The sequence below is a fragment of the Pseudoduganella sp. UC29_71 genome (genome assembly GCF_042693265.1).
GTDB lineage: Bacteria > Pseudomonadota > Gammaproteobacteria > Burkholderiales > Burkholderiaceae_D > Rugamonas.
The window spans coordinates 648,503-671,156 of record NZ_CP170549.1 but is presented as its reverse complement, the minus strand read 5'-3'; the positions used below and the strand labels follow the sequence as shown (position 1 = coordinate 671,156).

22 protein-coding genes are annotated in these 22,654 nt (G+C 65.4%); 5 read left to right on the top strand and 17 right to left on the bottom strand.

All coding sequences use genetic code 11. The features are described from left to right. Positions 1–96: 96 nt before the first annotated feature. The 8 genes from ACFJI2_RS02960 to rpsP form a co-directional block, all read right to left on the bottom strand. Positions 97–2,820 (bottom strand): M16 family metallopeptidase, encoded by a 2,724-nt coding sequence (locus ACFJI2_RS02960; protein WP_377703683.1) that lies wholly within the window; start codon positions 2,818–2,820, stop codon positions 97–99. Positions 2,821–2,866: 46 nt separating this feature from the next. After that, the gene (locus ACFJI2_RS02955; RefSeq protein ID WP_107877935.1) at positions 2,867–3,205 is read right to left on the bottom strand and encodes a DUF3579 domain-containing protein; all 339 of its coding nucleotides are present in this window, start codon (positions 3,203–3,205) and stop codon (positions 2,867–2,869) included. A gap of 163 nt (positions 3,206–3,368) precedes the next feature. Then, positions 3,369–4,328 carry a CobD/CbiB family protein gene (locus tag ACFJI2_RS02950; RefSeq protein WP_107877937.1) on the bottom strand — a complete coding sequence of 320 codons (960 nt, stop codon included), beginning with the start codon at positions 4,326–4,328 and terminating at the stop codon, positions 3,369–3,371. Between the two features lie 69 nt (positions 4,329–4,397). Continuing rightward, positions 4,398–5,060 (bottom strand): CoA pyrophosphatase, encoded by a 663-nt coding sequence (locus tag ACFJI2_RS02945; protein ID WP_377703681.1) that lies wholly within the window; start codon positions 5,058–5,060, stop codon positions 4,398–4,400. A gap of 86 nt (positions 5,061–5,146) precedes the next feature. Beyond that, the gene (gene rplS / locus ACFJI2_RS02940; protein WP_056403202.1) at positions 5,147–5,533 is read right to left on the bottom strand and encodes a 50S ribosomal protein L19; all 387 of its coding nucleotides are present in this window, start codon (positions 5,531–5,533) and stop codon (positions 5,147–5,149) included. 120 nt (positions 5,534–5,653) lie between these two features. Then, positions 5,654–6,415, bottom strand: a complete 762-nt coding sequence (trmD, locus tag ACFJI2_RS02935; protein ID WP_107877941.1) for a tRNA (guanosine(37)-N1)-methyltransferase TrmD — start codon at positions 6,413–6,415, stop codon at positions 5,654–5,656. Positions 6,416–6,428: 13 nt separating this feature from the next. Continuing rightward, the gene (gene rimM, locus ACFJI2_RS02930) at positions 6,429–6,992 is read right to left on the bottom strand and encodes a ribosome maturation factor RimM (RefSeq protein WP_377703680.1); all 564 of its coding nucleotides are present in this window, start codon (positions 6,990–6,992) and stop codon (positions 6,429–6,431) included. A gap of 15 nt (positions 6,993–7,007) precedes the next feature. After that, positions 7,008–7,256: a 30S ribosomal protein S16 gene (gene rpsP / locus ACFJI2_RS02925; protein ID WP_107877945.1), complete on the bottom strand. Its 249-nt coding sequence runs from the start codon at positions 7,254–7,256 to the stop codon at positions 7,008–7,010. 216 nt (positions 7,257–7,472) lie between these two features. Between rpsP and ACFJI2_RS02920 the strand changes: the two genes are divergently transcribed. The 4 genes from ACFJI2_RS02920 to ACFJI2_RS02905 all read left to right on the top strand — a co-directional run bounded on the left by ACFJI2_RS02920 (position 7,473) and on the right by ACFJI2_RS02905 (position 10,732). Further along, positions 7,473–7,889 carry an NINE protein gene (locus ACFJI2_RS02920; RefSeq protein WP_377703679.1) on the top strand — a complete coding sequence of 139 codons (417 nt, stop codon included), beginning with the start codon at positions 7,473–7,475 and terminating at the stop codon, positions 7,887–7,889. Between the two features lie 25 nt (positions 7,890–7,914). Then, positions 7,915–8,766, top strand: a complete 852-nt coding sequence (locus ACFJI2_RS02915) for a TIGR02285 family protein (RefSeq protein ID WP_377703678.1) — start codon at positions 7,915–7,917, stop codon at positions 8,764–8,766. Further along, complete coding sequence (locus tag ACFJI2_RS02910; protein ID WP_377703677.1) at positions 8,763–10,076, top strand: GGDEF domain-containing protein; 1,314 nt, start codon at positions 8,763–8,765, stop codon at positions 10,074–10,076. Before ACFJI2_RS02915 ends, ACFJI2_RS02910 begins: the two co-directional genes overlap by 4 nt. Positions 10,077–10,138: 62 nt before the next feature. Beyond that, positions 10,139–10,732 (top strand): glycine zipper 2TM domain-containing protein, encoded by a 594-nt coding sequence (locus ACFJI2_RS02905; RefSeq protein WP_377703676.1) that lies wholly within the window; start codon positions 10,139–10,141, stop codon positions 10,730–10,732. Positions 10,733–10,840: 108 nt separating this feature from the next. On the opposite strand, the gene ACFJI2_RS02900 is transcribed toward ACFJI2_RS02905, so the two are convergent. The 6 genes from ACFJI2_RS02900 to alaS all read right to left on the bottom strand — a co-directional run bounded on the left by ACFJI2_RS02900 (position 10,841) and on the right by alaS (position 18,589). After that, on the bottom strand, positions 10,841–11,461 hold the full coding sequence (locus ACFJI2_RS02900; protein ID WP_377703675.1) for a LysE family translocator: 621 nt from the start codon (positions 11,459–11,461) through the stop codon (positions 10,841–10,843). Between the two features lie 252 nt (positions 11,462–11,713). After that, positions 11,714–13,504, bottom strand: coding sequence for an acyl-CoA dehydrogenase (locus ACFJI2_RS02895; RefSeq protein WP_377703674.1), 1,791 nt, complete (start codon positions 13,502–13,504; stop codon positions 11,714–11,716). A 75-nt stretch (positions 13,505–13,579) separates the two neighbouring features. Then, the gene (locus ACFJI2_RS02890; RefSeq protein WP_377703673.1) at positions 13,580–14,512 is read right to left on the bottom strand and encodes an electron transfer flavoprotein subunit alpha/FixB family protein; all 933 of its coding nucleotides are present in this window, start codon (positions 14,510–14,512) and stop codon (positions 13,580–13,582) included. Between the two features lie 84 nt (positions 14,513–14,596). Further along, the gene (locus tag ACFJI2_RS02885) at positions 14,597–15,346 is read right to left on the bottom strand and encodes an electron transfer flavoprotein subunit beta/FixA family protein (RefSeq protein ID WP_056403237.1); all 750 of its coding nucleotides are present in this window, start codon (positions 15,344–15,346) and stop codon (positions 14,597–14,599) included. Positions 15,347–15,550: 204 nt separating this feature from the next. Then, the gene (locus ACFJI2_RS02880; RefSeq protein ID WP_056403241.1) at positions 15,551–15,778 is read right to left on the bottom strand and encodes a sulfurtransferase TusA family protein; all 228 of its coding nucleotides are present in this window, start codon (positions 15,776–15,778) and stop codon (positions 15,551–15,553) included. Between the two features lie 201 nt (positions 15,779–15,979). Then, complete coding sequence (gene alaS, locus ACFJI2_RS02875; protein WP_377703672.1) at positions 15,980–18,589, bottom strand: alanine--tRNA ligase; 2,610 nt, start codon at positions 18,587–18,589, stop codon at positions 15,980–15,982. A gap of 234 nt (positions 18,590–18,823) precedes the next feature. Between alaS and ACFJI2_RS02870 the strand changes: the two genes are divergently transcribed. Continuing rightward, complete coding sequence (locus tag ACFJI2_RS02870; RefSeq protein WP_377703671.1) at positions 18,824–20,494, top strand: methyl-accepting chemotaxis protein; 1,671 nt, start codon at positions 18,824–18,826, stop codon at positions 20,492–20,494. On the opposite strand, the gene ACFJI2_RS02865 is transcribed toward ACFJI2_RS02870, so the two are convergent. The 3 genes from ACFJI2_RS02865 to ugpQ form a co-directional block, all read right to left on the bottom strand. After that, a complete protein-coding gene (locus ACFJI2_RS02865) occupies positions 20,491–20,940 on the bottom strand; it encodes a hypothetical protein (protein ID WP_377703670.1) in 450 nt (149 codons plus the stop codon). The two genes, ACFJI2_RS02870 and ACFJI2_RS02865, sit on opposite strands and share 4 nt — an antisense overlap. Before the next feature lie 38 nt (positions 20,941–20,978). Continuing rightward, the gene (locus ACFJI2_RS02860) at positions 20,979–21,488 is read right to left on the bottom strand and encodes a helix-turn-helix transcriptional regulator (RefSeq protein ID WP_377703669.1); all 510 of its coding nucleotides are present in this window, start codon (positions 21,486–21,488) and stop codon (positions 20,979–20,981) included. A gap of 320 nt (positions 21,489–21,808) precedes the next feature. Next, positions 21,809–22,561 (bottom strand): glycerophosphodiester phosphodiesterase, encoded by a 753-nt coding sequence (ugpQ, locus tag ACFJI2_RS02855; RefSeq protein WP_377705792.1) that lies wholly within the window; start codon positions 22,559–22,561, stop codon positions 21,809–21,811. Positions 22,562–22,654 lie beyond the last annotated feature (93 nt).

Below are 22,654 nucleotides of genomic sequence, written 5' to 3'. Positions count from 1 at the left end.
CGCGCTAACCCGCCCTACGGCAGATGCATCGCGCCGCTACCGGGGCCGTAGGGCGGGTTAGCGGCGCAGCCGCGTAACCCGCCGCAGCGCCGCCGGTTACCTGGCCTTGGCCTGGTCGCCCGCCACCGCCACGCTCAGCTTATCGAGGTCCACCGCCTTGCGGAAGGCGGCGTTCACCTGCGCCGGCGTGAGCGCCTTCAGCTTGTCCTCGAAAGCCTGGCTCCACGCGTACGTGCGGTTCAGGTACAGGAAGTTGGCCCAGCCGCCGGCCAGCACATTGTCCTGCGAGCGGTTCTGGATGCGCTGCTGCAGCATGCCGGACTTGGCGCCCGCCACTTCGGCCGCCGTGAAGCCGTCCTTCAGTGCGCGCGCCACTTCCTCGCGGATCGCCGCTTCCAGTTTCTTCAGGTTCTGCGGCGCCGCGATGGCCGAGATGGACAGATTGCTGGCGCGGTCCACATCGCTCACCGACAGGCTGGAACCGCCACCGTAGGACAGGCCATCCTTCTGCCGGATGCGGTCCATCAGGCGCGACTTGAGGCCGCCGTCGCCCAGGATGTAGTTGGCCAGTTCCAGCGCCACGTAATCCGGGTCTTCCGAATTCATGTCGATGTTCACCTGCGCGGCGTAGAAGCCGTTCTCCTTGTCCGGCGTGTTGATCACCTGGTGCAGCGGCGGGCGCTCCACGTTGGCGTTCAGGATGCGCGCATACGGCGCCTTGCTGGCCCAGTTGCCGAATTCCTCGGCCAGTACGGCCTGGATGGCGGGCGAATCGAAGTCGCCGACGATGGCCACTTCGCCGTGCGAGGCGCCGTAGAATTCGCGGTGGTAGGCCTTCAGTTCATCCAGCGTCAGCGCCTTGATGGCTTCGATCTGCTCATCGATGCTCATCGCGTAGCGCACGTCGCCTTTCGGGTAGTGGTTGTAGTGCTTGGCCAGCGCATTGGCCGCCAGCACCTGCGGCTCGTTGCGCGACGCTTCCAGGCCCACCAGCCATTGCTGGCGCAGCTGCTCGAATTCGGCCGCATCGAAAGCCGGTTCCTTGAGCACGTGCGCGGCCAGGTGCAGCGCGTCGGCCAGGTGGCTGCGCGTGGTGTCGAACTGGTACACGCTGCCGGACATCTTCAGCTTTTCCATCGCGTCGGCCAGCTGCGCGCGGCTGTACTTGCTGGTGCCGCGCGTGAGCATGTGGTTGACGGCGGCGGCGACCACGGTCTTGCCGAACTGGTTCTTCTCGTCGCCCCAGTGCAGGCGCAGTTGCACCGACACGGTCTCGCCCCGGTTCTTCTTCGGCAGCAGCGCCGCCTTCAGCCCGCCGATGGTTTTCAGCTCGGTGCGTTTCAGGATGTTGGCCTGGCTGGGGTCGAACACTTCCGACACCAGCGTGTCTTCCTTGCCCTTGAAGTCCTGCATCACCTTCTCGATCGGCGGCGCGGCCGTGATCTCGGCGCGCTGCGGATTGTCCTCCGGCAGGAAGCTGCCGACGGTGCGGTTGTCGCGCTTCAGGTAATGGCCGGCGGCCTTGGCCACCTGCTGCGGCGTCACCTTGGCCAGGCTATCGCGGCCCAGGAACAGCAAGCGCCAGTCGCCCAGCGCGATCTGCTCGGACAGCGCCACGCCCACTTTCTGCGGGTCGTTCAGCGCCTTCTCGATGCTGTTGCCGATGTTGCGCCGCACGCGCTCCATTTCCTCCTCGGTGGGCGGGGTTTTCGCGAAGCCTTCCACGGCGGCGATCAGCTCCTCGCGCACCGGCTCCAGCGGCTGGCCGGCTTTCACCACGGCGCCGATCAGCTGCAGGCCGGGCGCATAGCCGGTCTGCGCAAAGCTGAACACCTGCGCCGCCTTGCCGGATTCCACCAGCGCCTTGTGCAGGCGGCCGTTCGGCGTGTCGTTCAGGATCTCGGACATGAAGCTGAGCGCATCGCTGTCGTCGTGCAGCGCGGCCGGGATCTTGTAGCCCAGCGCGACGATCTGGATGTCGCCCTTGCGGCGCACGATGAAGGAACGCTCGCCGTCCTGGGTCGGCTCCACGGTCCAGAAAGGCGGCAGCTTGCGCTTCGGTTTCGGGATGGCGCCGAAGGATTTGGAGATCCACGCCAGCGTCTGCGCCGGTTCGAATTTGCCGGCCACCAGCAGCACCGCGTTGTCCGGCTGGTAGTAGGTGCGGTAGAAGGCCTGCAGGTTCTCGATCTTGACGTTCTCGATGTCGCTGCGGTTGCCGATGGTGGAGCGGCCGTAGCTGTGCCAGTCGTAGGCCACGCTCTGCATGCGCTTGAGCAGTACCTCGAACGGGCTGTTCTCGCCGCTCTCGTACTCGTTGCGCACCACCGTCATTTCCGAGTCCAGGTCCTTCTTCGCCACGAAGGAATGGACCATGCGGTCCGCTTCCATGTCGAGCGCCCATTTCAGGTTGTCCCCGCCGGCCTGGAACACTTCGTAGTAGTTGGTGCGGTCATAGGACGTGGTGCCGTTGTACTCCATGCCGCGGTCGGCGAACTGCTGGGGAATGCTGCGGTTTTTCGGCGCGCCCTTGAACAGCATGTGCTCAAGCAGGTGGGCCATGCCGGTCTCGCCGTAGTTCTCGTGGCGCGAGCCGACCAGGTAGGTGACGTTGACGGTGACGGTGGGCTTGGAGGCGTCCGGGAACAGCAGCACTTTCAGGCCGTTCGGCAGCCGGTATTCGGTGATGCCCTCGACCGACGGGCCTTTGACGACGCCGGCCGGCAGCGCGCCGGCGGCAGCCGGTGCGGCGGAAGCGGGAAGAAAGGAATAGCTGCACAGCAGCAGCGTGACGGCGAAACCGGACTTGGATAAATTCATAAGCGATCGCAGGGCTGGCTTTGGTTGAAAGAGCCCTATCCTACGCTTATTTTTCTCCGGGCAGGGGCACCAGGCAGGCGTCCACCACCTGCAGGCCGTTGTCCTTGGCGAAATTGAGGACAAAGTGGTAAGCCATCGGTTCGAAATCGCGCAGCGCTTCGTTCACCACCACGGCCTTGACGCCATTGATATGGGTCGGGCGCACGAAGGTGGAATAACCGAGGTGGGAATCTCGGCCGCTGGTGCCTTCCGGACGGAAGCACGACATGACGCCGCACAGGCGGTCGGCCCAGTCGCTGGGACGGAATTGCCTGCCATCGGCAGTGATGCCAAGGATAAAGAACTCGTTGGCCAGTTCTTTGGGGGATTGAGCTGACTCGGCCATAGATGACTCGCGGGACCTGGATGCGTGAAAAATCCTAGGTATTATATCTTATAGAAGACCTAAGGAGGTAAGTACTTGATTTGAAACACGCATTGGCGGCCGCACCGACTGTTTGCGCCCGCCAATCCCGACATTGTAACGCGTTCCGGCTGTCGGTTTTCTTTCAGCCGAGCCAGACCGCGCCGGAAAGCAACAGCAGCAGCATCATCCACAGCAGCAGCGCGCGCCACACCAGGCCCACCGTGCTTTGCAGCGCGCGGATGCCCGGCTCTTCGCCCGGCAGCGCCTCGGCTTCCATGTCGCTGCTGTCGACCACGGCCGCGTCGGCCGGCAGCACGCGCGGCGCGTTTTCCTGCGGCGTGCCCAGGCGCACGCCCATGGCGCCGCCGCCGGCGGCCAGGATGATGCCGCGCGCCTCGTCCGTCCAGCGGTGCGCGAAGTTGCGCCAGGCGTAGATGGCGTCCTCGAAGTTGCCCACCACGGCGAAGGCCACGGCGGTCAGGCGCACCGGCACCCAGTCGATCCAGTAGAAGGCCTTGGTGGCGAACTCGCCGAAGGCTTCGTTGCGCATGTGCTCGGGCTCGTTCCATGCGCGCGCCAGGTATTCGGACACGCGGTACAGCACCGCGCCGGCCGGGCCGAGCGGCATCAGGAACCAGAAGAACACGCCAAACACATTGCGGTGCGTCGTGATGAGGGCCTTTTCCACGGCGATGCGCGAGATTTCGCCCGCCTCCATGCCCACGGTGTCGAGCTTGGTCCACTCGGCCAGCAGCGCGCGCGCGGCCGCCTCGTCGCCGGCGTTCAGGGCCAGCTGGATGGAGGTGAAATAGTGGCTGTAGTGGCGGAAGCCCAGCGTCAGGTAGACGATGAGCACATTCCATGCGAAGGCGGCCAGGAACCAGTCGTAGCGTATCAGCACCCAGTGGATCAGCATGGTGGGCGCGATCAGCGCGAACATCATCAGGAACCAGCCCATGCGGCCATGCTTGGAGTCGCCCGCGTTGAACCATGCTTCCATGCGCACCGCCAGACTCTTGATCTCGGCGTAGATGGGATTATCCGCCCGCAGGGGCTTCATCTGCTCGATCAGCAGTGCGCACAGAATGGAAAGAAAAGTCATTAAACGTCCTTAAGATGGGCATTGCCGCAATGCCCGCTACGATAGCGCAGCGGCGCGCGGGAATCAAACTTATTCCGCTCTCAAAAAGTGGAACAGGTTGCGCAGCATGCCGGCGGTGGCGCCCCAGATATAGTAGCCCTGGTAGGGCATGGCGTAGAAGCTGCGCCGCCCGCTGGCCAGCTCGGCCGACAGGCGCTGGTGGTTCAGTCCGTCCATCAGGAAGGCCAGCGGCACCTCGAAGATCTCGGCCACCTCGCCGGGGTCGGCGCGCAGCTCGAACGGCGGCTGCAGCAGGGCCACCACCGGGGTCACGCTGTAGTTGGTGCCGGTGTGATAGACCGGCAAGGTGCCGATGATTTCGGCGTGGCGGCGGTCCAGGCCGATCTCCTCGTGCGCCTCGCGCAGCGCGGTGTCGGCCGGGCCGGCGTCGTACGGCTCGGCGCGTCCGCCGGGAAAGCTGATCTGGCCCGCATGGCTGCTCAGGTGGTCGGTGCGCTGCGTGAGCAGCAGGCTCAGGCCTTCGGGACGCTGCACCAGCGGCACCAGCACGGCGGCCGGCTTGGGCGGCACCTGCGGCGTGAAGGTGGTTTCCGAATCTTCCGGCCGCCAGGCCGGGGGCGCGGCAAAGCGCGCGCGCAGCCAGTCCGGCGCCAGGCGCTCGGCCGGCACGGCCGGCTCGCCGGCGATGGCGTCGATCGGGAGTTGCTGCGGGTCGAACAAAAGCTTGGCCATACCACCTCCAAATAGCGAAAGGGCGCCAAGCGGCGCCCTTTTGAAGGGGCGCCACCCAGGCGCCCCTGCCCCAAACCCAAACGCGATTAAGCGCTTGCTTTTGCCGCTGCTGGGCGACGGTTTGGCAGTTTTTCCTTGATACGTGCCGATTTGCCCGAACGGTCGCGCAGGTAGTACAGCTTGGCGCGACGTACGTCACCGCGGCGTTTCACTTCGATCGAAGCGATCAGCGGGGAGTACAGCTGGAAGGTACGCTCAACGCCTTCGCCGGACGAGATCTTGCGAACGATGAAGTTCGAGTTCAGGCCGCGGTTACGACGGGAGATGACCACGCCTTCGTATGCCTGGGCGCGCTTGCGGGTGCCTTCGACTACGTTAACGTTGACGATCACGGTGTCGCCAGGTGCAAATTCAGGGATGTTTTTGCCCAGGCGAGCAATTTCTTCTTGCTCGAGTTGTTGAATCAGGTTCATTTGATGACTCCAATTACCATCATGCCGGCGCGTACGAAACCCGGTAGAGGATGGGGTTAAAACCAGCGGGCGACATGCCCGCCGTCTCTGCTGCTTTTGCTGCTTATGCTGCTTTTGCTACTACGGTGCCGGTTTTTCTAAACCGGCCAAAAATTTCTCGTCCTGGCGCGTCAGCAAGCCTGCTGCGCGCGCCTTGGGCAATAAATCCGGGCGCTTGCGCGCGGTCGCTTCCAGCATGCGCTGGCGGCGCCATTTTTCTATCTCGGCGTGGTTGCCGCCCATCAGCACAGCGGGCACATCCTCGCCTTCATACGTCACCGGCCGCGTGTAGTGCGGCGAATCGAGCAGGCCGTTGACAAAGCTGTCTTCAACCGCCGAGGCCTCGGTGTTGAGCACGCCCGGCAGCAGGCGCACCACCGCGTCCATCAGTGCCATGGCCGGCAATTCGCCGCCCGACAGCACGAAGTCGCCCAGGCTGATTTCCTCATCGACGCAACGGTCGATCAGGCGCTGGTCCACCGCTTCGTAGCGGCCGCACAGGATCACCAGGCCGGGCTCGGCTTTCAGCTGCATCACGCGCTCGTGCGTCAGCTGCTTGCCCTGCGGCGACATGAACACCACGCGCGGCGCCGGCAAGCCGGCATCGATCTGGCGCTGCTTCGCGGCGGCGATGGTCGCCTCCAGCGGCTTGGCCAGCATCACCATGCCGGGGCCGCCGCCATAGGGGCGGTCATCCACGGTGCGGTGATTATCGGTGGTGAAATCGCGCGGATTCCACAGCGACAAAGCCCACTTCTGCTGCTCGAACGCACGGCGGGTCACGCCCGATTGCGTCAGCGCGGCAAACATCTCAGGGAACAGCGTGACGACGTCGAATTGCATAGCGGCTCCCGGATCAGTAATCCAGGCCCCAGTCCACGGTGATCTTTTTCGCTTCCTTGTCCACCGTAATGATGAACTGGTCCACAAATGGAATCAGGCGCTCTTGCGCCGCGGACTCGGCGTCGCCGGATTCAGCGTCGACCGGAGCCGTGACGCGCAGGATGGACTGCGGACCATTGCTCATCATGTCGGCGACGACACCCAGGCTTTCGCCCTGCAAATTCTCTACTGCCAGCCCGATCAGGTCGGACCAGTAAAACTCGCCGTCATCCAGCACGGGGAACTGGCTGCGCGGGATGTACACGCCGGCACCCTTGAGCGCCTCCGCGAGATCCCGGTCCGTCAGGTCCCCCAACTGGGTTACGACATCGCCGCCGTGCAGCTTCGCACGGCGCACGCTGACTTCATGCAGGCTGGGTTTATCCAGCCACCAGGTCTTGGCATGCAACAAGGCATCCGCGTCGTCGGAAAAGGGGCGAACCCGGATTCCGCCTGCTACGCCATAAGCGCCGGACACAAAGCCCACTTGCACCAGATCGTCGGGGAGTTGCACCCCGGATGCCAATTTATCTGCCAAAACCTGAACGCCGAATTAGGCTGCTTTCTTGTTCGAAGCGACCAGGCGCGCAACGGCTGGGGACAGCTGTGCGCCCACGCCGATCCAGTGCGCCAGACGGTCTTCGGTTACTTTGAATGGCACTTCCTGGCCGGAAGCCATTGGGTTGTAGAAGCCAACGCGCTCGATGAAACGGCCATCGCGGCGATTGCGCGAGTCGGTTGCAACGATGTTGAAGAATGGGCGCTTCTTGGCGCCTCCACGAGCTAAACGAATAACGACCATAATATTTCCAAAAAGTGTGCTGAGACGGAAAAAGCCGCAAATTATAGCGCGCTTTCTCTTCCGCCAGCAAGCATTAATAACAATTGGGGTGGGTTTGGGGCAATCGAAGATTATCCCCCAGTCCGGCAAGCAGGGCAAGCTTTGTGTGCAAAAACGCTGGGCTGGCGGCCGATTATGACCGATACTGGCCATCCCGCAGTTTTTGTTATCATTTTTATGGCAACTAAGCACAAGAACAAGACTTTCGCCACCTTGCTGGCCTTCCTGCTGGGCGGCATCGGTGCCCACCGCTTCTATCTGCGTGGCGTAAACGATACATGGGGCTGGGTTCACGCGGCCAGCGTACCGGCCATCGGCCTGGTGATGGCTGCCGCCCCGGACGCCGACATGTACTTCAAGCTGCTGCCGCTGTTTGTCTCCATGCTGGCCGGCTTCCTGCAGGCGCTGGTGCTGGGCTTGATGTCCGACGAGAAGTGGGACGCCACCTTCAATGCCGGCTCCGGCCGCAGCTCGGACACGCGCTGGCCGCTGGCCGTGATCCTGGTGGCGACCATGCTGGTGGGCTGCGGCAGCCTCATCGCCGCGATATCCCGGCTGTTTGACTTGCTGTACACTGGGGGCGCTTACGGCTGACCCAGCCCCTCACCGCATTTACCAGATGACGTCCCGCCTTTCCGCCCTGCTGTGCTGCTTCCTTGTTGCCGCCGCCATCCCCCAGGCCCAGGCCACCGACCGTCTCAACTGGGGCTGGTTCAACGCCGCCCCGTACATGATTGCCGAAGGGCCGGACAAGGGCCAGGGCATCTTCGACCAGATCCGCACGCTGCTCAAGGAAGACATGCCGGGCTACGAGCACAAGGACGTGCAAGCGCCCTTCCCCCGCATCTTCCAGGAAATCAAGAACGGCAATCCGTGGTGCTTTGTGGGCGGCGTGAAAAACCCGGAGCGCGAGCAGCTCGCGTATTTTTCCGTGCCGGTGGCGGTGTTCCTGCCCTTTAAGGTGGTGGTGCGGCGCGACCGCCTGGCCGAGTTCGCCGGCGCCAACGGCTCCGGCGGCGCCGTCTCGCTGGCCGAACTGATGGCAAAGGACGGCGTGCGCACCAGCTACCTGCGCGGACGCTCGTTCTCGCCGCAGATCAACGCCTTGCTGGAACAGCAGCCCAACCGCCAGTACCACTCCGAGTTCAACGAGGCGCTGCAGATGCTGCTGGCGCGGCGGCTGGACTATCTGCTCGAACTGCCCATCATCAGCACCTACTCGGCGCGCCAGCTGGGCCGCGACGGCGAGCTGGCCGCGCTCACCATCCGCGAGCACGCCGACCCCACGGTGAACCGCGTGATGTGCCCGCGCACCGAGTGGGGCAAGCAGGTGGTGGCCAAGGTCAACGCGGTGCTGCACGCACAGCGCAACACGGCGCGCTACCGCGCCATCGTCGAGCGCTGGTCGGACGACGAATCGGTGCGCGTGATCCGCGCCATCTACCCCACCCAGATCCTCAAAGCCGAATGAAGAGCAACCTGGCCGCGCGCCTGCTGCGCATCATCTTCGGCTGTTACTTCATCGTCACGCTGGTGGTCACCTGCCTGCAGCTGGCCGCCGAATACCGCCACACGCAGCAGCGCCTGAGCGAGGAAATCGGCGCCATGGCGCACACCTTCGGCCCCGGCATCACCGGCGCGCTGTGGCGCTTCAACGGCGAAGTGCTGGCCAGTATCGTCACCGGCGTGAAGGCGCTGCCCATCGTCATCGGCGTCAAGGTGGAGGACGAGCAGGGCAAGCTGCTGCGCGCCATCGGCACCGTGGACGACGCCAGCGGCCGCCGCATGGAAGCGGGCGCGAACGGCGAACTGGTGCCGGCCGCCGCGCCGGCGCTGTTGTTCGACCATATCTTCAGCCGCCGCTTCGCCGCCGTCTACGTGGACGAGGCCGGCGAACGCCACCCGGTGGGCCGCTGGACCGTCTACTCCAGCCAGCAGGTGGTGGTGCGCCAGGTGGCGTACGGCTTTTGCCTGATCCTGGTGAACTCCGTCATCAAGACGCTGGCGCTGTGGTTCATCTTCCTGTACGTGATCAAGCGCACCCTGGGCCAGCCGCTGCGCCAGATGAGCGACTTCGTCGGCCAGCTCAATATCGACAATATCGGCGACCGCCATTTCGTGCTGAAGGACAAGGGCAAGCACGAGCTGCACCAGCTGACCGACAAGCTGAACCAGATGGCCGACACGCTGCGCAAATCGGTGGCGGAAAACGCCGCGCTGTACGCGGAACTGAAGGAAATGAACCGCACGCTGGAGTCGCAGGTGGCCGAACGCACCCGCGAGCTGCAGCGCGTGGCCAGCACCGACATGCTGACCGGCCTGCACAACCGGCGCAAGCTGGACGAGGTGCTGGGCTACGAAGTGGAACGCGTGCACCGCTACGGCGGCGGCCTGGCCGTGATCCTGCTCGACATCGACCATTTCAAGCAGACCAACGACAGCTACGGCCACCCGGCCGGCGACCGCGTGCTGGCGGCGGTGGCCTCCATCCTGCGCAGCGGTGCGCGCAGCATCGACAGCGTGGGCCGCTGGGGCGGCGAGGAATTCATGGTGATCTGCCCGCAGACCGAGCTGGAAGGCGCGCGCGCCCTGGCCGAGATGCTGCGCCTGCGTATCGCCGCCGCCGAGTTCCCGGAAGTGGGCCGCAAGACCTGCTCCTTCGGCGTGGCGGCGCTGGCGCCGGACGAGACCCTGCCCGGCCTGGTGGCGCGCACCGACGCCGCGCTGTACCGCGCCAAGCAGGGCGGCCGCAATGCCGTCGCACACGATACGAACGTATAATTGCTGTAAAGCCATTCTCAAGGTTTATACTGCGGAAACAACCCAGTCACCGGAGAATCACAATGAACGTACGCACCCTGACCCTGTCCCTGATGCTGGCCGGCATGGCCGGCACCGTGTCCGCCCAGCCTTACACCAAGGCGCAATACGCGGCCGACACCAAGCAGGCAGCCACCCGCTACGCCGAAGATAAAAAGCTGTGCGCCGAAGAGAGCAGCTCCAGCGCGCGCATGCAATGCCAGCGCGACGCGAAGACCGAATACGACAAAGCCCTGGCAGCGGCCAAGGCCGACCTGAAAAACGCCGGCGCCAAGCCGGTCGCCTGCAATGACTGCGGCCGCGTGATCGCGGTCAACGTGGAAGATAAAAAAGGCGAAGGCAGCGCCGTGGGCGTGATCGCCGGCGGCGTGGCCGGCGCCCTGCTGGGCAACCAGGTCGGCAGCGGCGGCGGCCGCAAGCTGGCCACCATCGCCGGCGCGGCTGGCGGCGCCTACGCCGGCAACAAGGTGGAAGAGCATGTCAAGTCCAGCAAAGTCTGGCACGTGAAGGTCCAGTACGACAACGGCACGCAGGGCGAATTCACCTTCGACAAAGACCCGGGCTACGCGAACGGCGACCTGGTGCGCAGCGCCAACGGCACCATCGTGCGCCGCTGATCCGCAGCCCGTCCCGGCGCACGCAATTGCGCGCCGGGACCAAGAGCTTCAGCTACAACGTGCCGGATGAACTGAAGTACTGAGCCGCCGGCCGGCTGCGGGCTGCTGCTACGCGCGGCGCGACAGCAGCAGCCCGAGGCCGGCGCTGGCCAGCAGGCCGGCGCAGCTGCGGTTGAAGATGCGCTTGCCGCGCGGCTGCGCGAACCAGCGGCGCAGGTGCGTGCCCATCCACGAATAGATGGCGATGGCCGCCATCTCCAGCGCCAGGAACAGCGCCCCCAGCACCGCGAACTGCGGCGCCATGGGCTGGGCCGGATGGACGAATTGCGGCAGGAAGGCCGTGAAGATCAGGATCGCTTTCGGATTCCCCGCCGCCACCAGGAACTCCTGGCGCGCCAGCTGCATCAGCCCGGCAGCGGGCGCCGCCGCCTCCTCATGCCCGCCCGGCACGGCGCGCCACAGCTGGAAGGCCAGGTAGAACAGGTAAGCCGCGCCCACCGTCTTAATCCCGTAAAACAGCAGTTCCGACGTATGCAGCACCGCCGCCAGCCCGGCAGACGCCAGCGCGATCATGCCGCCGAAGGCCAGCAGCCGCCCCGCTCCCGCGGTGCACGCCTGGCGGAAGCCATAGCGTGTGGCATTGCTGATGGATAGCAGGTTATTCGGCCCGGGCGCCATATTCAGCGCAAAGCAGGCAGGCACAAACAGCGCAAGCGTCGACAGTTCCATGGGACCGGCTCCAAAAGATCGAGCCCCATTCTACCCAGTTCCGCCGGCCCCGCTCAAGTTGCCCGCGCCGGCGGGGCGAATAATTCCGGCGGGACAGCACCGTCATACAGACGCTCAAGCCAGCGCTCCAACTCGGCCTGTCCCGCCCGGTCAATAGCGAGCGCCCACGCCGGCTCCAACGCCTTGCCATGGCGCAAAAAAGGCAGCCGGAGCTGCCTTTCGCAATACTGTGCGCCGCGTGGCGGGGCGGGTTTAGAACTGGTCTTCGCTCAAGGCCAACACGCCGGCGCTGCCGTCGATGATGGCAGTACGCATGCCGGTCGATTGCGTCAGGAAGTGGTCGGCGAAGAAGCGCGCGGTGGCGATCTTGGCTTTGTAGAAGCTGGCGTCGCCGTCGCCGGCGCCCAGTTTCTGCTGCGAGATCACGGCGGCGCGCGCCATCTGCCAACCGCCCAGCACAATGCCGGCCAGCTTCAGGTAAGTGACGCTGCCCGAGAACACGGCCTTGATGTCGGTCTTCATATTGCCGGCCACGTAGTCCACCACCGCTTCCAGGTCGGCCGCGCCCTGCGCCAGGTGCTTGCGGATGGCGGCGAAGTCGGCGCCTTCCAGCTTGGCCAGCTCGGCTTCCGTGGCGCGCACTTGCGCGATTAGGCCCTTGGCCACCTTGCCGCCGTCGCGCACGGTCTTGCGGCCCACCAGGTCGTTGGCCTGGATCGCAGTCGTGCCTTCGTAGATGGTGAGGATCTTGGCGTCGCGGTAGTGCTGCGCCGCGCCGGTCTCCTCGATGAAGCCCATGCCGCCATGCACCTGCACGCCGTCGCGCGCCACGTCCTGCGACAGCTCGGTGGACCAGCCCTTGATGATGGGCACCAGGTATTCATACACAGCCTGGTTCTCGGCGCGGGTGGCCGCATCCGCATGGTGGTGGGCCGCGTCGTACAGCGAAGCGCCGACGTAGGCCAGCGCGCGCGCGGCCTCGGTCTGCGAACGCATATTCATCAGCAGGCGGCGCACGTCCGGATGGTGGATGATGGACACCGGACCGGCCGAACCGGCCAGGTCGCGCGACTGCACGCGGTCCTTGGCGAAGGCCACGGCCTGCTGGTAGGCGTTCTCGGACAGGCCGATGCCCTGCATGCCGACGCCGAAGCGGGCCGCGTTCATCATGATGAACATGTATTCCAGGCCACGGTTCTCTTCGCCCACCAGCGTGCCGATGGCGCCGCCATTGTCGCCGAACTGCAGCACGGCGGTGGGGCTGGCCTTGATGCCCAGCTTGTGTTCGATCGACACGCAGTGCGCATCGTTGCGCGCGCCCAGCGTGCCGTCGGCGTTGACCAGGAACTTCGGCACGATGAACAGCGAAATGCCCTTCACGCCTTCCGGCGCGTTCGGCGTGCGCGCCAGCACCAGGTGGATGATGTTCTCGGCCATGTCGTGCTCACCGTAGGTGATGAAGATCTTGGTGCCGAAAATCTTGTAGGTGCCGTCTTCCTGCGGCACGGCGCGGGTGCGCACGGCGGCCAGGTCGGAACCGGCTTGCGGTTCGGTCAGGTTCATGGTGCCGGTCCACTTGCCGGTCACCAGCGGTTCCAGGTAGGTCGCCTTCATTTCGTCGCTGCCGGCGGTCAGCAGCGCTTCGATGGCGCCGTCCGACAGCAGCGCCACCAGCGCGAACGCCAGGTTGGCGCCGTGCAGCATCTCCACGCACGGCGTGCCGACCAGCTTGGGCAAGCCCTGGCCGCCGAAGTCGGTCGGATGCTGCAGGCCTTGCCAGCCCGCTTCCGCGAACTGCTTGAAGGCTTCCTTGAACCCATTGGAGGTGAAGACGTTGCCGTCCTTCCAGTAGCTCGGCTCCTTGTCGCCGGCGTGGTTCAGCGGCGCCACTTCGCCGGCCACGAATTTCGCGCTCTCTTCCAGCACGGCTTCGGCCGTTTCCGGGGTCGCGTCCTCGCAGCCCGGCAGCTGGCTCACGGCTTGCAGGTTGGCCAGTTCGTTCATCACGAACAGCATGTCTTTCAGGGGGGCTTGATAGCTCATCTTCTACTCTCCAAGAAAAAGGCCACGCGGCGGCGCAATGCCTCGCCAGCGTGGCCTCGGTACTCAACGCGTGGATTAACCCAGTTCTTTGACCAGTTCAGGCACGATTTCAAACAGATCGCCCACGATGCCGTAGTCGGCAACGGAGAAGATCGGCGCTTCGGGGTCCTTGTTGATGGCCACGATGGTCTTCGAATCCTTCATGCCGGCCAGGTGCTGGATCGCGCCGGAGATGCCGACGGCGATGTACAGCGACGGCGCCACGATCTTGCCGGTCTGGCCAACCTGCCAGTCGTTCGGCACGTAGCCCGCGTCCACGGCGGCGCGCGATGCGCCCATGGCGGCGCCCAGCTTGTCGGCCAGCGGTTCCAGGATCTTGAACGCTTCGCCCGAGCCCATGCCGCGGCCGCCGGACACGATGATCTTGGCGGCGGTCAGTTCTGGACGGTCGGACTTGGCCAGCTCGCGGCCGACGAAGGCCGACTTGCCGTTGTCGCCGACCGCGGCGATGGTTTCGGTGGCGGCCGAACCGCCGGTCGAGGCAGCGGAGTCGAAACCGGTGGTGCGCACGGTGATGACCTTGACCTTGTCGGCCGACTGCACGGTGGCAATCGCGTTGCCGGCGTAGATCGGACGCTCGAAGGTGTCGGGCGCATCGACCTTGGTGATTTCCGAGATCTGGGCCACGTCCAGCTTGGCGGCCACGCGCGGCAGGATGTTCTTGCCGTAGGCGGTGGCCGGGGCCAGGATGTGGGAGTAGGCGCCGGCGACAGCCAGCACCTGCTCGGCCACGTTCTCGGCCAGGCCGTCGGCGAAGTGGGCGGCGTCGGCCAGCAGCACTTTCGAGACGCCGGCGATCTGCGCCGCTTGCGCAGCGGCGGCGGCGGCGTTCGAACCGGCCACCAGCACGTGCACCTCGCCGCCGCACTGGGCGGCTGCGGTCACGGTGTGGTGGGTGCTGCCCTTCAGGCTGGCGTTGTCGTGTTCAGCGATAACTAATGCGACCATGATTATTCCTTTGTGTGCATGTCGGCGGCTCGGCGGGTTACGCGCTCGCGCTAACCCGCCCTACGGCCGCTGGCGTGCTATTAATTAGATGACTTTGGCTTCGGTGCGCAGTTTTGCGACCAGGGTTGCAACGTCCGGCACCTTGATGCCGGCGGAGCGCTTGGCTGGCTCGGCGACTTTCAGGGTCTTCAGGCGCGGGGTCACGTCGACGCCCAGGTCTTCCGGCTTGACGGTGTCCAGCGGCTTCTTCTTGGCCTTCATGATGTTGGGCAGCGTCACGTAGCGCGGCTCGTTCAGGCGCAGGTCGGTGGTGATGATGGCCGGCAGCGTCAGCGCCAAGGTTTCCAGGCCGCCGTCCACTTCGCGCGTCACGGTCGCTTTGCCGTCTTCCAGCACCACTTTCGAGGCGAAGGTCGCTTGCGGCCAGCCCAGCAGGGCGGCCAGCATCTGGCCGGTCTGGTTGGAGTCGTCGTCAATGGCCTGCTTGCCCAGGATGACCAGCTGCGGCTGTTCCTTGTCGACCAGCGCTTTCAGCAGCTTGGCCACGGCCAGCGGTTCCAGTTCGGTGGCGGTTTCCACCAGGATGCCGCGGTCGGCGCCGATGGCCATGCCGGTGCGCAGGGTTTCCTGGCACTGGGCCACGCCGCAGGACACGGCCACCACTTCGGTGACTTTGCCCGCTTCCTTCAGGCGGGTCGCCTCTTCCAGAGCGATCTCATCGAACGGGTTCATCGACATTTTGACGTTGGCGATATCCACGCCAGTGCCGTCGGATTTGACGCGCACCTTGACGTTGTAGTCGACCACGCGTTTGACGGGTACCAAGACTTTCATAGCTCTGCCTTTGGAAAAATTAATAAAGTGTGAACTGATATGTGGGCTAGATTATATGAGAAATTCCATCGCCAGACTGAATTAAAGCACGATCGTGCGTTTTTTTGGTAGTAGAAATCGTCTAATTTTCATCTTGCGCACATGATCGGGGAGAGCCTGCGGACAGGGGAAGCCAGCCCGGCTTCCCGCTGAAAGAATAACAGCTTACTTGCGTTGCATCAAAAACACAAATTCCGTACCGTATTGCGCGTGCGACAGCAGCGCATTGCCGGTCTGCTTGGCGAACGCCTGGAAGTCGCGCACGGAGCCCGGATCGGTCGCCATGATGCGCAGCACTTCACCGCTCTGCAGTTCCGCCAGGGCCTTCTTGGCCTTTAGAATCGGCAGCGGGCAGTTCAAACCCCGCGCGTCGAGTTCTTTTTGAAATTCCATGATTTCGGTATCAACTAGTGTGTCGCTCATCGAAGTCCCGCTAAATTGGTTGACCAGTTCTGCACAGTCTACTCCAATTCGGCGGTTGTGACGCGGTGCACCAAAATAGTTCCTCTCTCGTTGCAAGTTCACAACGAGCAGAGTCATTAAGTTAACGGCCCGCACTCTCGCGCGGGCCGCGTGTTTGCTGGCTTTGCGCGCTTAAACGCGCTGTTCGACCCATGCTGCAACGCCGGCCAAAGCGCCCGGCAATGCCGCAGCATCGGTGCCGCCGGCCTGCGCCATATCGGGGCGTCCGCCGCCTTTGCCGCCCACTTGTTGTGCAACAAAGTTCACCAGCTCGCCCGCCTTGACCCTGGACGTGGCGTCTGCCGTCACGCCGGCGATCAGCGACACCTTGCCGTCGGCCACGCTGGCCAGCACGATGGCAGCCGTCTTCAGCTTGTCCTTCAGCTTGTCCATGGTCTCGCGCAGGGTGGCCACGTCGGCGCCTTCCAGCGTTGCCGCCAGCACCTTGATGCCCTTGATCTCGACCGCCTGGGTAGCCAGTTCGTCGCCCTGGCCGGAAGCCAGTTTCGATTTCAGCGCGGCCAGTTCCTTCTCCAGCGCCTTCACGTGGTCCTGCACGGCCGCGATCTTCACGGTCAGCTCGTCCGGGTTGGCCTTCAGCACGGCTGCAGCCTCGCCCAGCTTGCGGGTCAGGCCCTGCACCAGCGCCAGCGCGCCTTCGCCGGTCACCGCTTCCACGCGGCGGATGCCGGCCGCAACGCCGCCTTCCGACACGATCTTGAACAGGCCGATGTCGCCGGTGCGGTGCACGTGCACGCCGCCGCACAGCTCTTTCGAGGAGCCGATGTCCATCACGCGCACTTCGTCGCCGTACTTCTCGCCGAACAGCGCCATGGCGCCATGCTTGACGGCGTCGTCGAACGACATATTGTGCGACTGGGTGGCCGCGTTCGCCAGGATCTCGGCGTTCACGATGGCTTCCACCTTGGCGATTTCCTCGGCGGTCAGTGCGGCGTTGTGGCTGAAGTCGAAGCGCGCCTTGTCAGGATCGACCAGCGAGCCCTTCTGCGACACGTGCGAACCCAGCACTTCGCGCAGCGCCTTGTGCATCAGGTGGGTGGCCGAGTGGTTGCGGATGGTGCGGCCGCGGCTCACGGTGTCCACCTGGGCCGAGACGGCGTCGCCCACTTTCAGCGTGCCCTTGGACAGCACGCCGTGCTGGCCGAACACGTCGGCCTGGATCTTCAGCGTGTCTTCCACGTCGAACTGCGCGCTGGCGCTGGCGATCACGCCCTGGTCGCCCACCTGGCCGCCCGACTCGGCGTAGAACGGCGTGGTGTCCAGCACCACGATGCCCTGCTCGCCCGCTTTCAGTTCCTGCACCGGCGCGCCGTTGGCGTACAGGGCGATCACCTTGGCGTCCTGCGCCAGCTGATCGTAGCCGACGAACTTGGTCTTCTCGCCCGAATACTCGACGTTGGCGGCCATCTTGAACTTGCCGGCCGCGCGCGCGGTCTTCTTCTGCTGCTCCATGGCGGCGTGGAAGCCGGCTTCATCCAGCGTCACTTCGCGTTCGCGGCAGATGTCGGCGGTCAGGTCCAGCGGGAAGCCGTAGGTGTCGTACAGCGTGAAGGCGGTGGCGCCGTCCAGGTTTTTCGCGTCCTTGGCCAGCTGCGCTTCCAGGATCTTCATGCCGTGTTCCAGCGTTTCGCCGAAACGCTCTTCCTCGGCCTTGAGCACCTGGGCCACGCGGGCCTTGGCTTCGGTCAGCTCCGGATAGGCGGTGCCCATCTCGGTGTTCAGGTCTTCCACCAGCTTGTAGAAGAACGGCTTGGTCTGGCCCAGCTTGTGGCCGTGGCGCAGCGCGCGGCGGATGATGCGGCGCAGCACATAGCCGTGGCCTTCGGAGCCCGGGATGATGCCGTCGACGATCAGGAAGGAGGCGGCGCGGATGTGGTCGGCGATCACGCGCAGCGACTTCGATTCCAGGTCGGTGGCGCCGGTTTCGCGCGCGGCGGCCTTGATCAGGTTCTGGAACAGGTCGATTTCGTAGTTGCTGTGCACGTGCTGCAGCACGGCGGCCAGGCGCTCCATGCCCATGCCGGTATCGACGCAGGGCTTCGGCAGCTTGTGCATCACGCCCGCTTCGTCGCGGTTGAACTGCATGAACACCAGGTTCCAGATTTCGATGAAGCGGTCGCCGTCTTCCTCGGGCGAGCCGGGAGGGCCGCCCCAGATGTCGGCGCCGTGGTCGTAGAAGATCTCGGTGCACGGGCCGCACGGGCCGACGTCGGCCATCTGCCAGAAGTTGTCCGAGGCGTAGCGCGCGCCCTTGTTGTCGCCGATGCGGATGATGCGCTCGGTCGGCACGCCGATTTCCCTGGCCCAGATGTCGTAGGCTTCGTCGTCCTCGATGTAGACGGTGACGGTCAGCTTGTCGGCCGGCAGCATGTAGACCTTGGTCAGCAGCTCCCAGGCGTACTGGATGGCGTCGCGCTTGAAATAGTCGCCGAAGCTGAAATTGCCCAGCATTTCGAAGAAGGTGTGGTGGCGCGCGGTGTAGCCGACGTTTTCCAGGTCGTTGTGCTTGCCGCCGGCGCGCACGCAGCGCTGCACGGTGGTGGCGCGCGAATACGGGCGCGTGTCCAGGCCCAGGAACACGTCCTTGAACTGGACCATGCCGGAGTTGGTCAGCAGCATGGTGGGGTCATTGCCTGGCACCAGCGGGCTGGAACGGACGATCGTATGACCCTTGGACTCGAAGAATTTAAGGAACTTCTCGCGGATTTCAGATGATTTCATGTCGTATTGGTTAAGTTGCTGGCTGGTGCAAAGGGTTGATTATACGTGATGTCGCGCCCGGAAAATCAGAGCGGGGCGCCGGATGGACGGGATAGCGTCCGCCGGTGTCCGCCGACAAGGGCCGCGGGGCGTTGCCGCCTTGCGACAGAAGCAACAAAGCAGCCGCGCGCGGCACCCGATATTCCTTATACTGAAATCCGTCCTACACGCCCTCCCCCTCTGCGAAAGGCTGTCATGCTGAATAATCTCCTGCTTCGGACCAAGTTGATTTTGCTGCTGGTGCTGGCCATCCTGGCGGTGGGGCTGGTGGGGGCGGCGGGCCTGGCGGGCCTGCGCAGCGCGCGCGCCGGCTTTGCCGAGGTGGCTGACGTGCGGCTGCCCTCGCTGGTGGGCCTGTACCAGATGAAACTGGGCAACCGCGAAGTGCGCATCGGCGCGCTGACCGTGTTCCGCCTGCTGGAGAACCCGGCCACGGTCCCCAGGATCGCCGGCCAGGCCGACGTGATGCGGGCCGGCTTCGCCGAGGTGGCGGCAGGGCGCAAGATCTACGATCCGCTGCCGCAGACGGCCGAGGAAGCCGTGCTGTACAAGGAGTTCCTGGCCGCCTGGGAACTGCGCCTGAAGGGCGGCGAGCGCGTGATCGCGGCGGCCGACCGGCTGGCGCGCGGCGGCGACGCCGCCACCATGAAGGCGGCCACGGAGGAGTTCACCCAGGCCGCCAACGACGTGGCGCCGCATGTGGCGGCCGTGCAGGCCTCGCTCGACAAGATCGTCGCGCTCAATGTGAAAGTGGCCGAACAGGCCAACGCCGAGGCCGGCGAGGCCATTGCCGCGTCGCAGCGCAACATGGCCATCATCTTCGGCGCGGCGGCGCTGCTGGTGGCGGCGCTGGGCATCCTGATCCTGCGCAATACGCTGAAGCAGCTGGGCGGCGATCCCGGCTACGCGGCCAGCATCGTCAACCGGGTGGCCGACGGCGACCTGACGGTGCAGATCGACACCAGCGCCGGCGACCACGGCAGCCTGCTGTACAGCATGAAAAACATGGTCGAGCGCCTGGCCGACGTGGTCGGCCGCGTCAACAGCAGCGCCGACGCGCTGGCCAGCGCCTCCGAACAGGTCAGCGGCACCGCGCAGTCGCTGTCGCAGGCGGCCACCGAGCAGGCCGCCAGCGTGGAGGAAACCAGCGCCTCGGTCGAGCAGATGACGGCCTCGGTGGCGCAGAACACGGAAAATGCGCGCGTCACCGACGGCATGGCCAGCCAGGCCGCCGCCGAGGCGGTGGAAGGCGGCAACGCGGTGGGCGGCACGGTGGACGCCATGCGCCAGATCGCCAAAAAGATCGTCATCATCGACGACATCGCCTACCAGACCAATCTGCTGGCGCTGAACGCGGCCATCGAGGCGGCGCGCGCGGGCGAACACGGCAAGGGTTTCGCCGTGGTGGCGGCCGAAGTGCGCAAGCTGGCCGAGCGCTCGCAGGTGGCGGCGCAGGAAATCGGCGAAGTGGCCGGCAGCAGCGTGGACCTGGCCGAGCGGGCCGGCAAGCTGCTGAACCAGATGGTGCCCAACATCCAGCGCACGTCCGGACTGGTGCAGGAGATCAGCGCGGCGTCGGAGGAACAGTCGACCGGGCTGGCGCAGATCAACTCCGCCATCAGCCAGCTCAGCCAGGCCACCCAGCAGAACGCCGCCGGCTCCGAGCAGCTGGCCGCCACGGCCGAGGAAATGAGTTCCCAGGCCGAAGACCTGCAGCGCACCATGGGCTTTTTCAACACCGGCGGCGGCAAGGCGGCGCGCAAGCCGGTGCGCACGCTGCGCCAGGCGCCGGCTGCCCGCCGCACGGGACCGCCCCTGCAGGCGGCCGGCTGGGAGCCGGACCAGGCCAGCTTCGAGCGCTTCTAGTTCATCACCAGCGCCACCAGCTCCTCGGTCACCGCGCCGCTGGCCATGTCGCGGCGCGGCACCACCATGACCACTTCGCCGCCCACGCTGCCGTCGCCATGCCAGTCGATGCGCACCTTGAGCTTGAGGTCCGTCGCGACGAAGGAACTGCGGCCGGATGCCACTACCGGGTGACGGCCCTGCCCGTCAATTTCCGCGTACATGGTGTAGCCGCCCCGCGTCAGGTACAGGGTCTGGCCGTTGGACAGCTGGTAGGCGCCGCGCAGTTCCTCGAAACGGTCGCGGTCCATCCAGTACGGCTGCACAGGCAGTTCGATTTTCAGCAGCGGCCCCGGCACCGTCACGCGCTCGGCGCCGCCCTGCGGCTGCGGCTGCGTCTGCACCCCTGCGCCCCAAGCCGTGGCGGCCAGCGCCAGCCCCGCAATAAGGCTCATATGCTTGTTCATGTTGTTCTCCCTGTTGTGGACCAAGTTGCCAACTCAGTCTAGGGCGCGGCCACGGCGTCGGCATCAACCGAACGGCTGATGCCGGGCACCATGGCGGCCGGAGAACCGTGCAGCACCGCCACCAGCTCGCCCTGGCGCCGCGTTCCCGTCTTGCGGAACAGGTGCTGCAGATGGGTTTTCACGGTGTGGGCGCTGATGGCGAACGTGGCGGCGATGGCGTCCAGGTCCTGGCCCCGCGCCAGTTCCTGCGCCACGCCCGCCTCGGCCGGCGTCAGGCTGAACAGCTGGCTCAGCACCACGGGCGACAGGCGCTGCGCGGCCGGGTCGCGCGCCATGATGATGGCGCACGGCGGCAGCCAGGCCACAGCGGGCGGCGGGCGGTATGGCGTCACCGTCAGCAGCAGCGGCGGTCCCTGGCGGCGCGCCACGCGCAGCGACCAGCGCGCGGCGCCGCCATGCAGCGGGTCGAGCGCGGCCTGCACCACGCGCGCCAGCGACTGCGCGCCGGCCGCGCCATCCTGCAGCAGCGTGCCGCCGCACAGGCGCAAGGCGCTGTCGCGGCCCAGCAGCGCCGTGGCGGCCGCGTTGGTCCGGTGGCGTCCAGCAAGGTGGCGGCGGCGCGCGGCCGCAGCACCATCAGCGTAGCGCTGTCGGCGCCGAATGCATGCGCAATGTCGGCACTGAGTCCCCGCCAACGCTGCGGCTCGGCGGCTGCCTCAAACAGCCTGCATACCAGTTCCGCTTGCCGCCGCTCGTCCACGATGCCCATGCCGGCCTCCTGCAACATGCAACCAGCTTAGTGCTTGCGGCGGGAAAGGAAATCCACCAATTGTCACAAACGGCATTGGACGTTTATATCGGCACGGTGTCAGGCGAAGCCGGGGCCGATCAGGTCGATGCGGTCGGTGCAAAAGCCGTCCACGCCCCAGGCCAGGATCTCGGCGGCGCGCTCCGGCGTATTGACGGTGTAGCAGAACAGGCCGTAGCCGGCCGCCTTCACCGCCAGCGCCAGTTCCGGCGTCAGATGCTTGTGGTTGGTGTGAATGGCCACCGCATCCAGCGCTGCGGCCTGGTCGCGCCAGTCCGGCGGCAGCGTGTCGAACAGGCAGGCACGCGGCACACTGGGCGCCGCCTCGCGCGCAGCGGCCAGCGCCGCCATGCTGAACGAGGACAGCAGCGGCACCGCCTTCTGCTCGCCGTCGCGCAGCTCCTCGCTGAAGCGCGCCCGCGTTTTCTGCGCCACCCAGCGTCCCGTTTCCGTCTCGAAGCCCGGCACCGGCTTGATCTCGATATTCATCCAGATGCCCTGCGAGCGGCAATAGTCGATGTATTCGGTGAACAGCGGCACGGTCTCGCCGGCGAACTGCGGCCCGAACCAGGCGCCGGCGTCCTTGCGCACCAGGTCCGAGGCCGGCGTGCGCGCCACATTGCCCTCGCCCGCCACGGTGCGGCCGAAGTCCGGGTCGTGCATGACCACGCCGATGCCGTCCTTGGACAGCATGACGTCGAACTCCACGGCCTTGTAGCCGTAGGCTAGGCCGCAGCGCAGCGCGGCGATGGTGTTTTCCGGCGCCAGCGTGCCGCCGCCCCGGTGGGCGAGAACTTTGGGATAGGGCCACATGGTGTGCATGCCTCGGTCGATGTTGAAAACGCGTGTCGCATCTCTTGTATTCAAAACATACCACAAGACGTTAAGCTGGCGCTCTTGCTAACT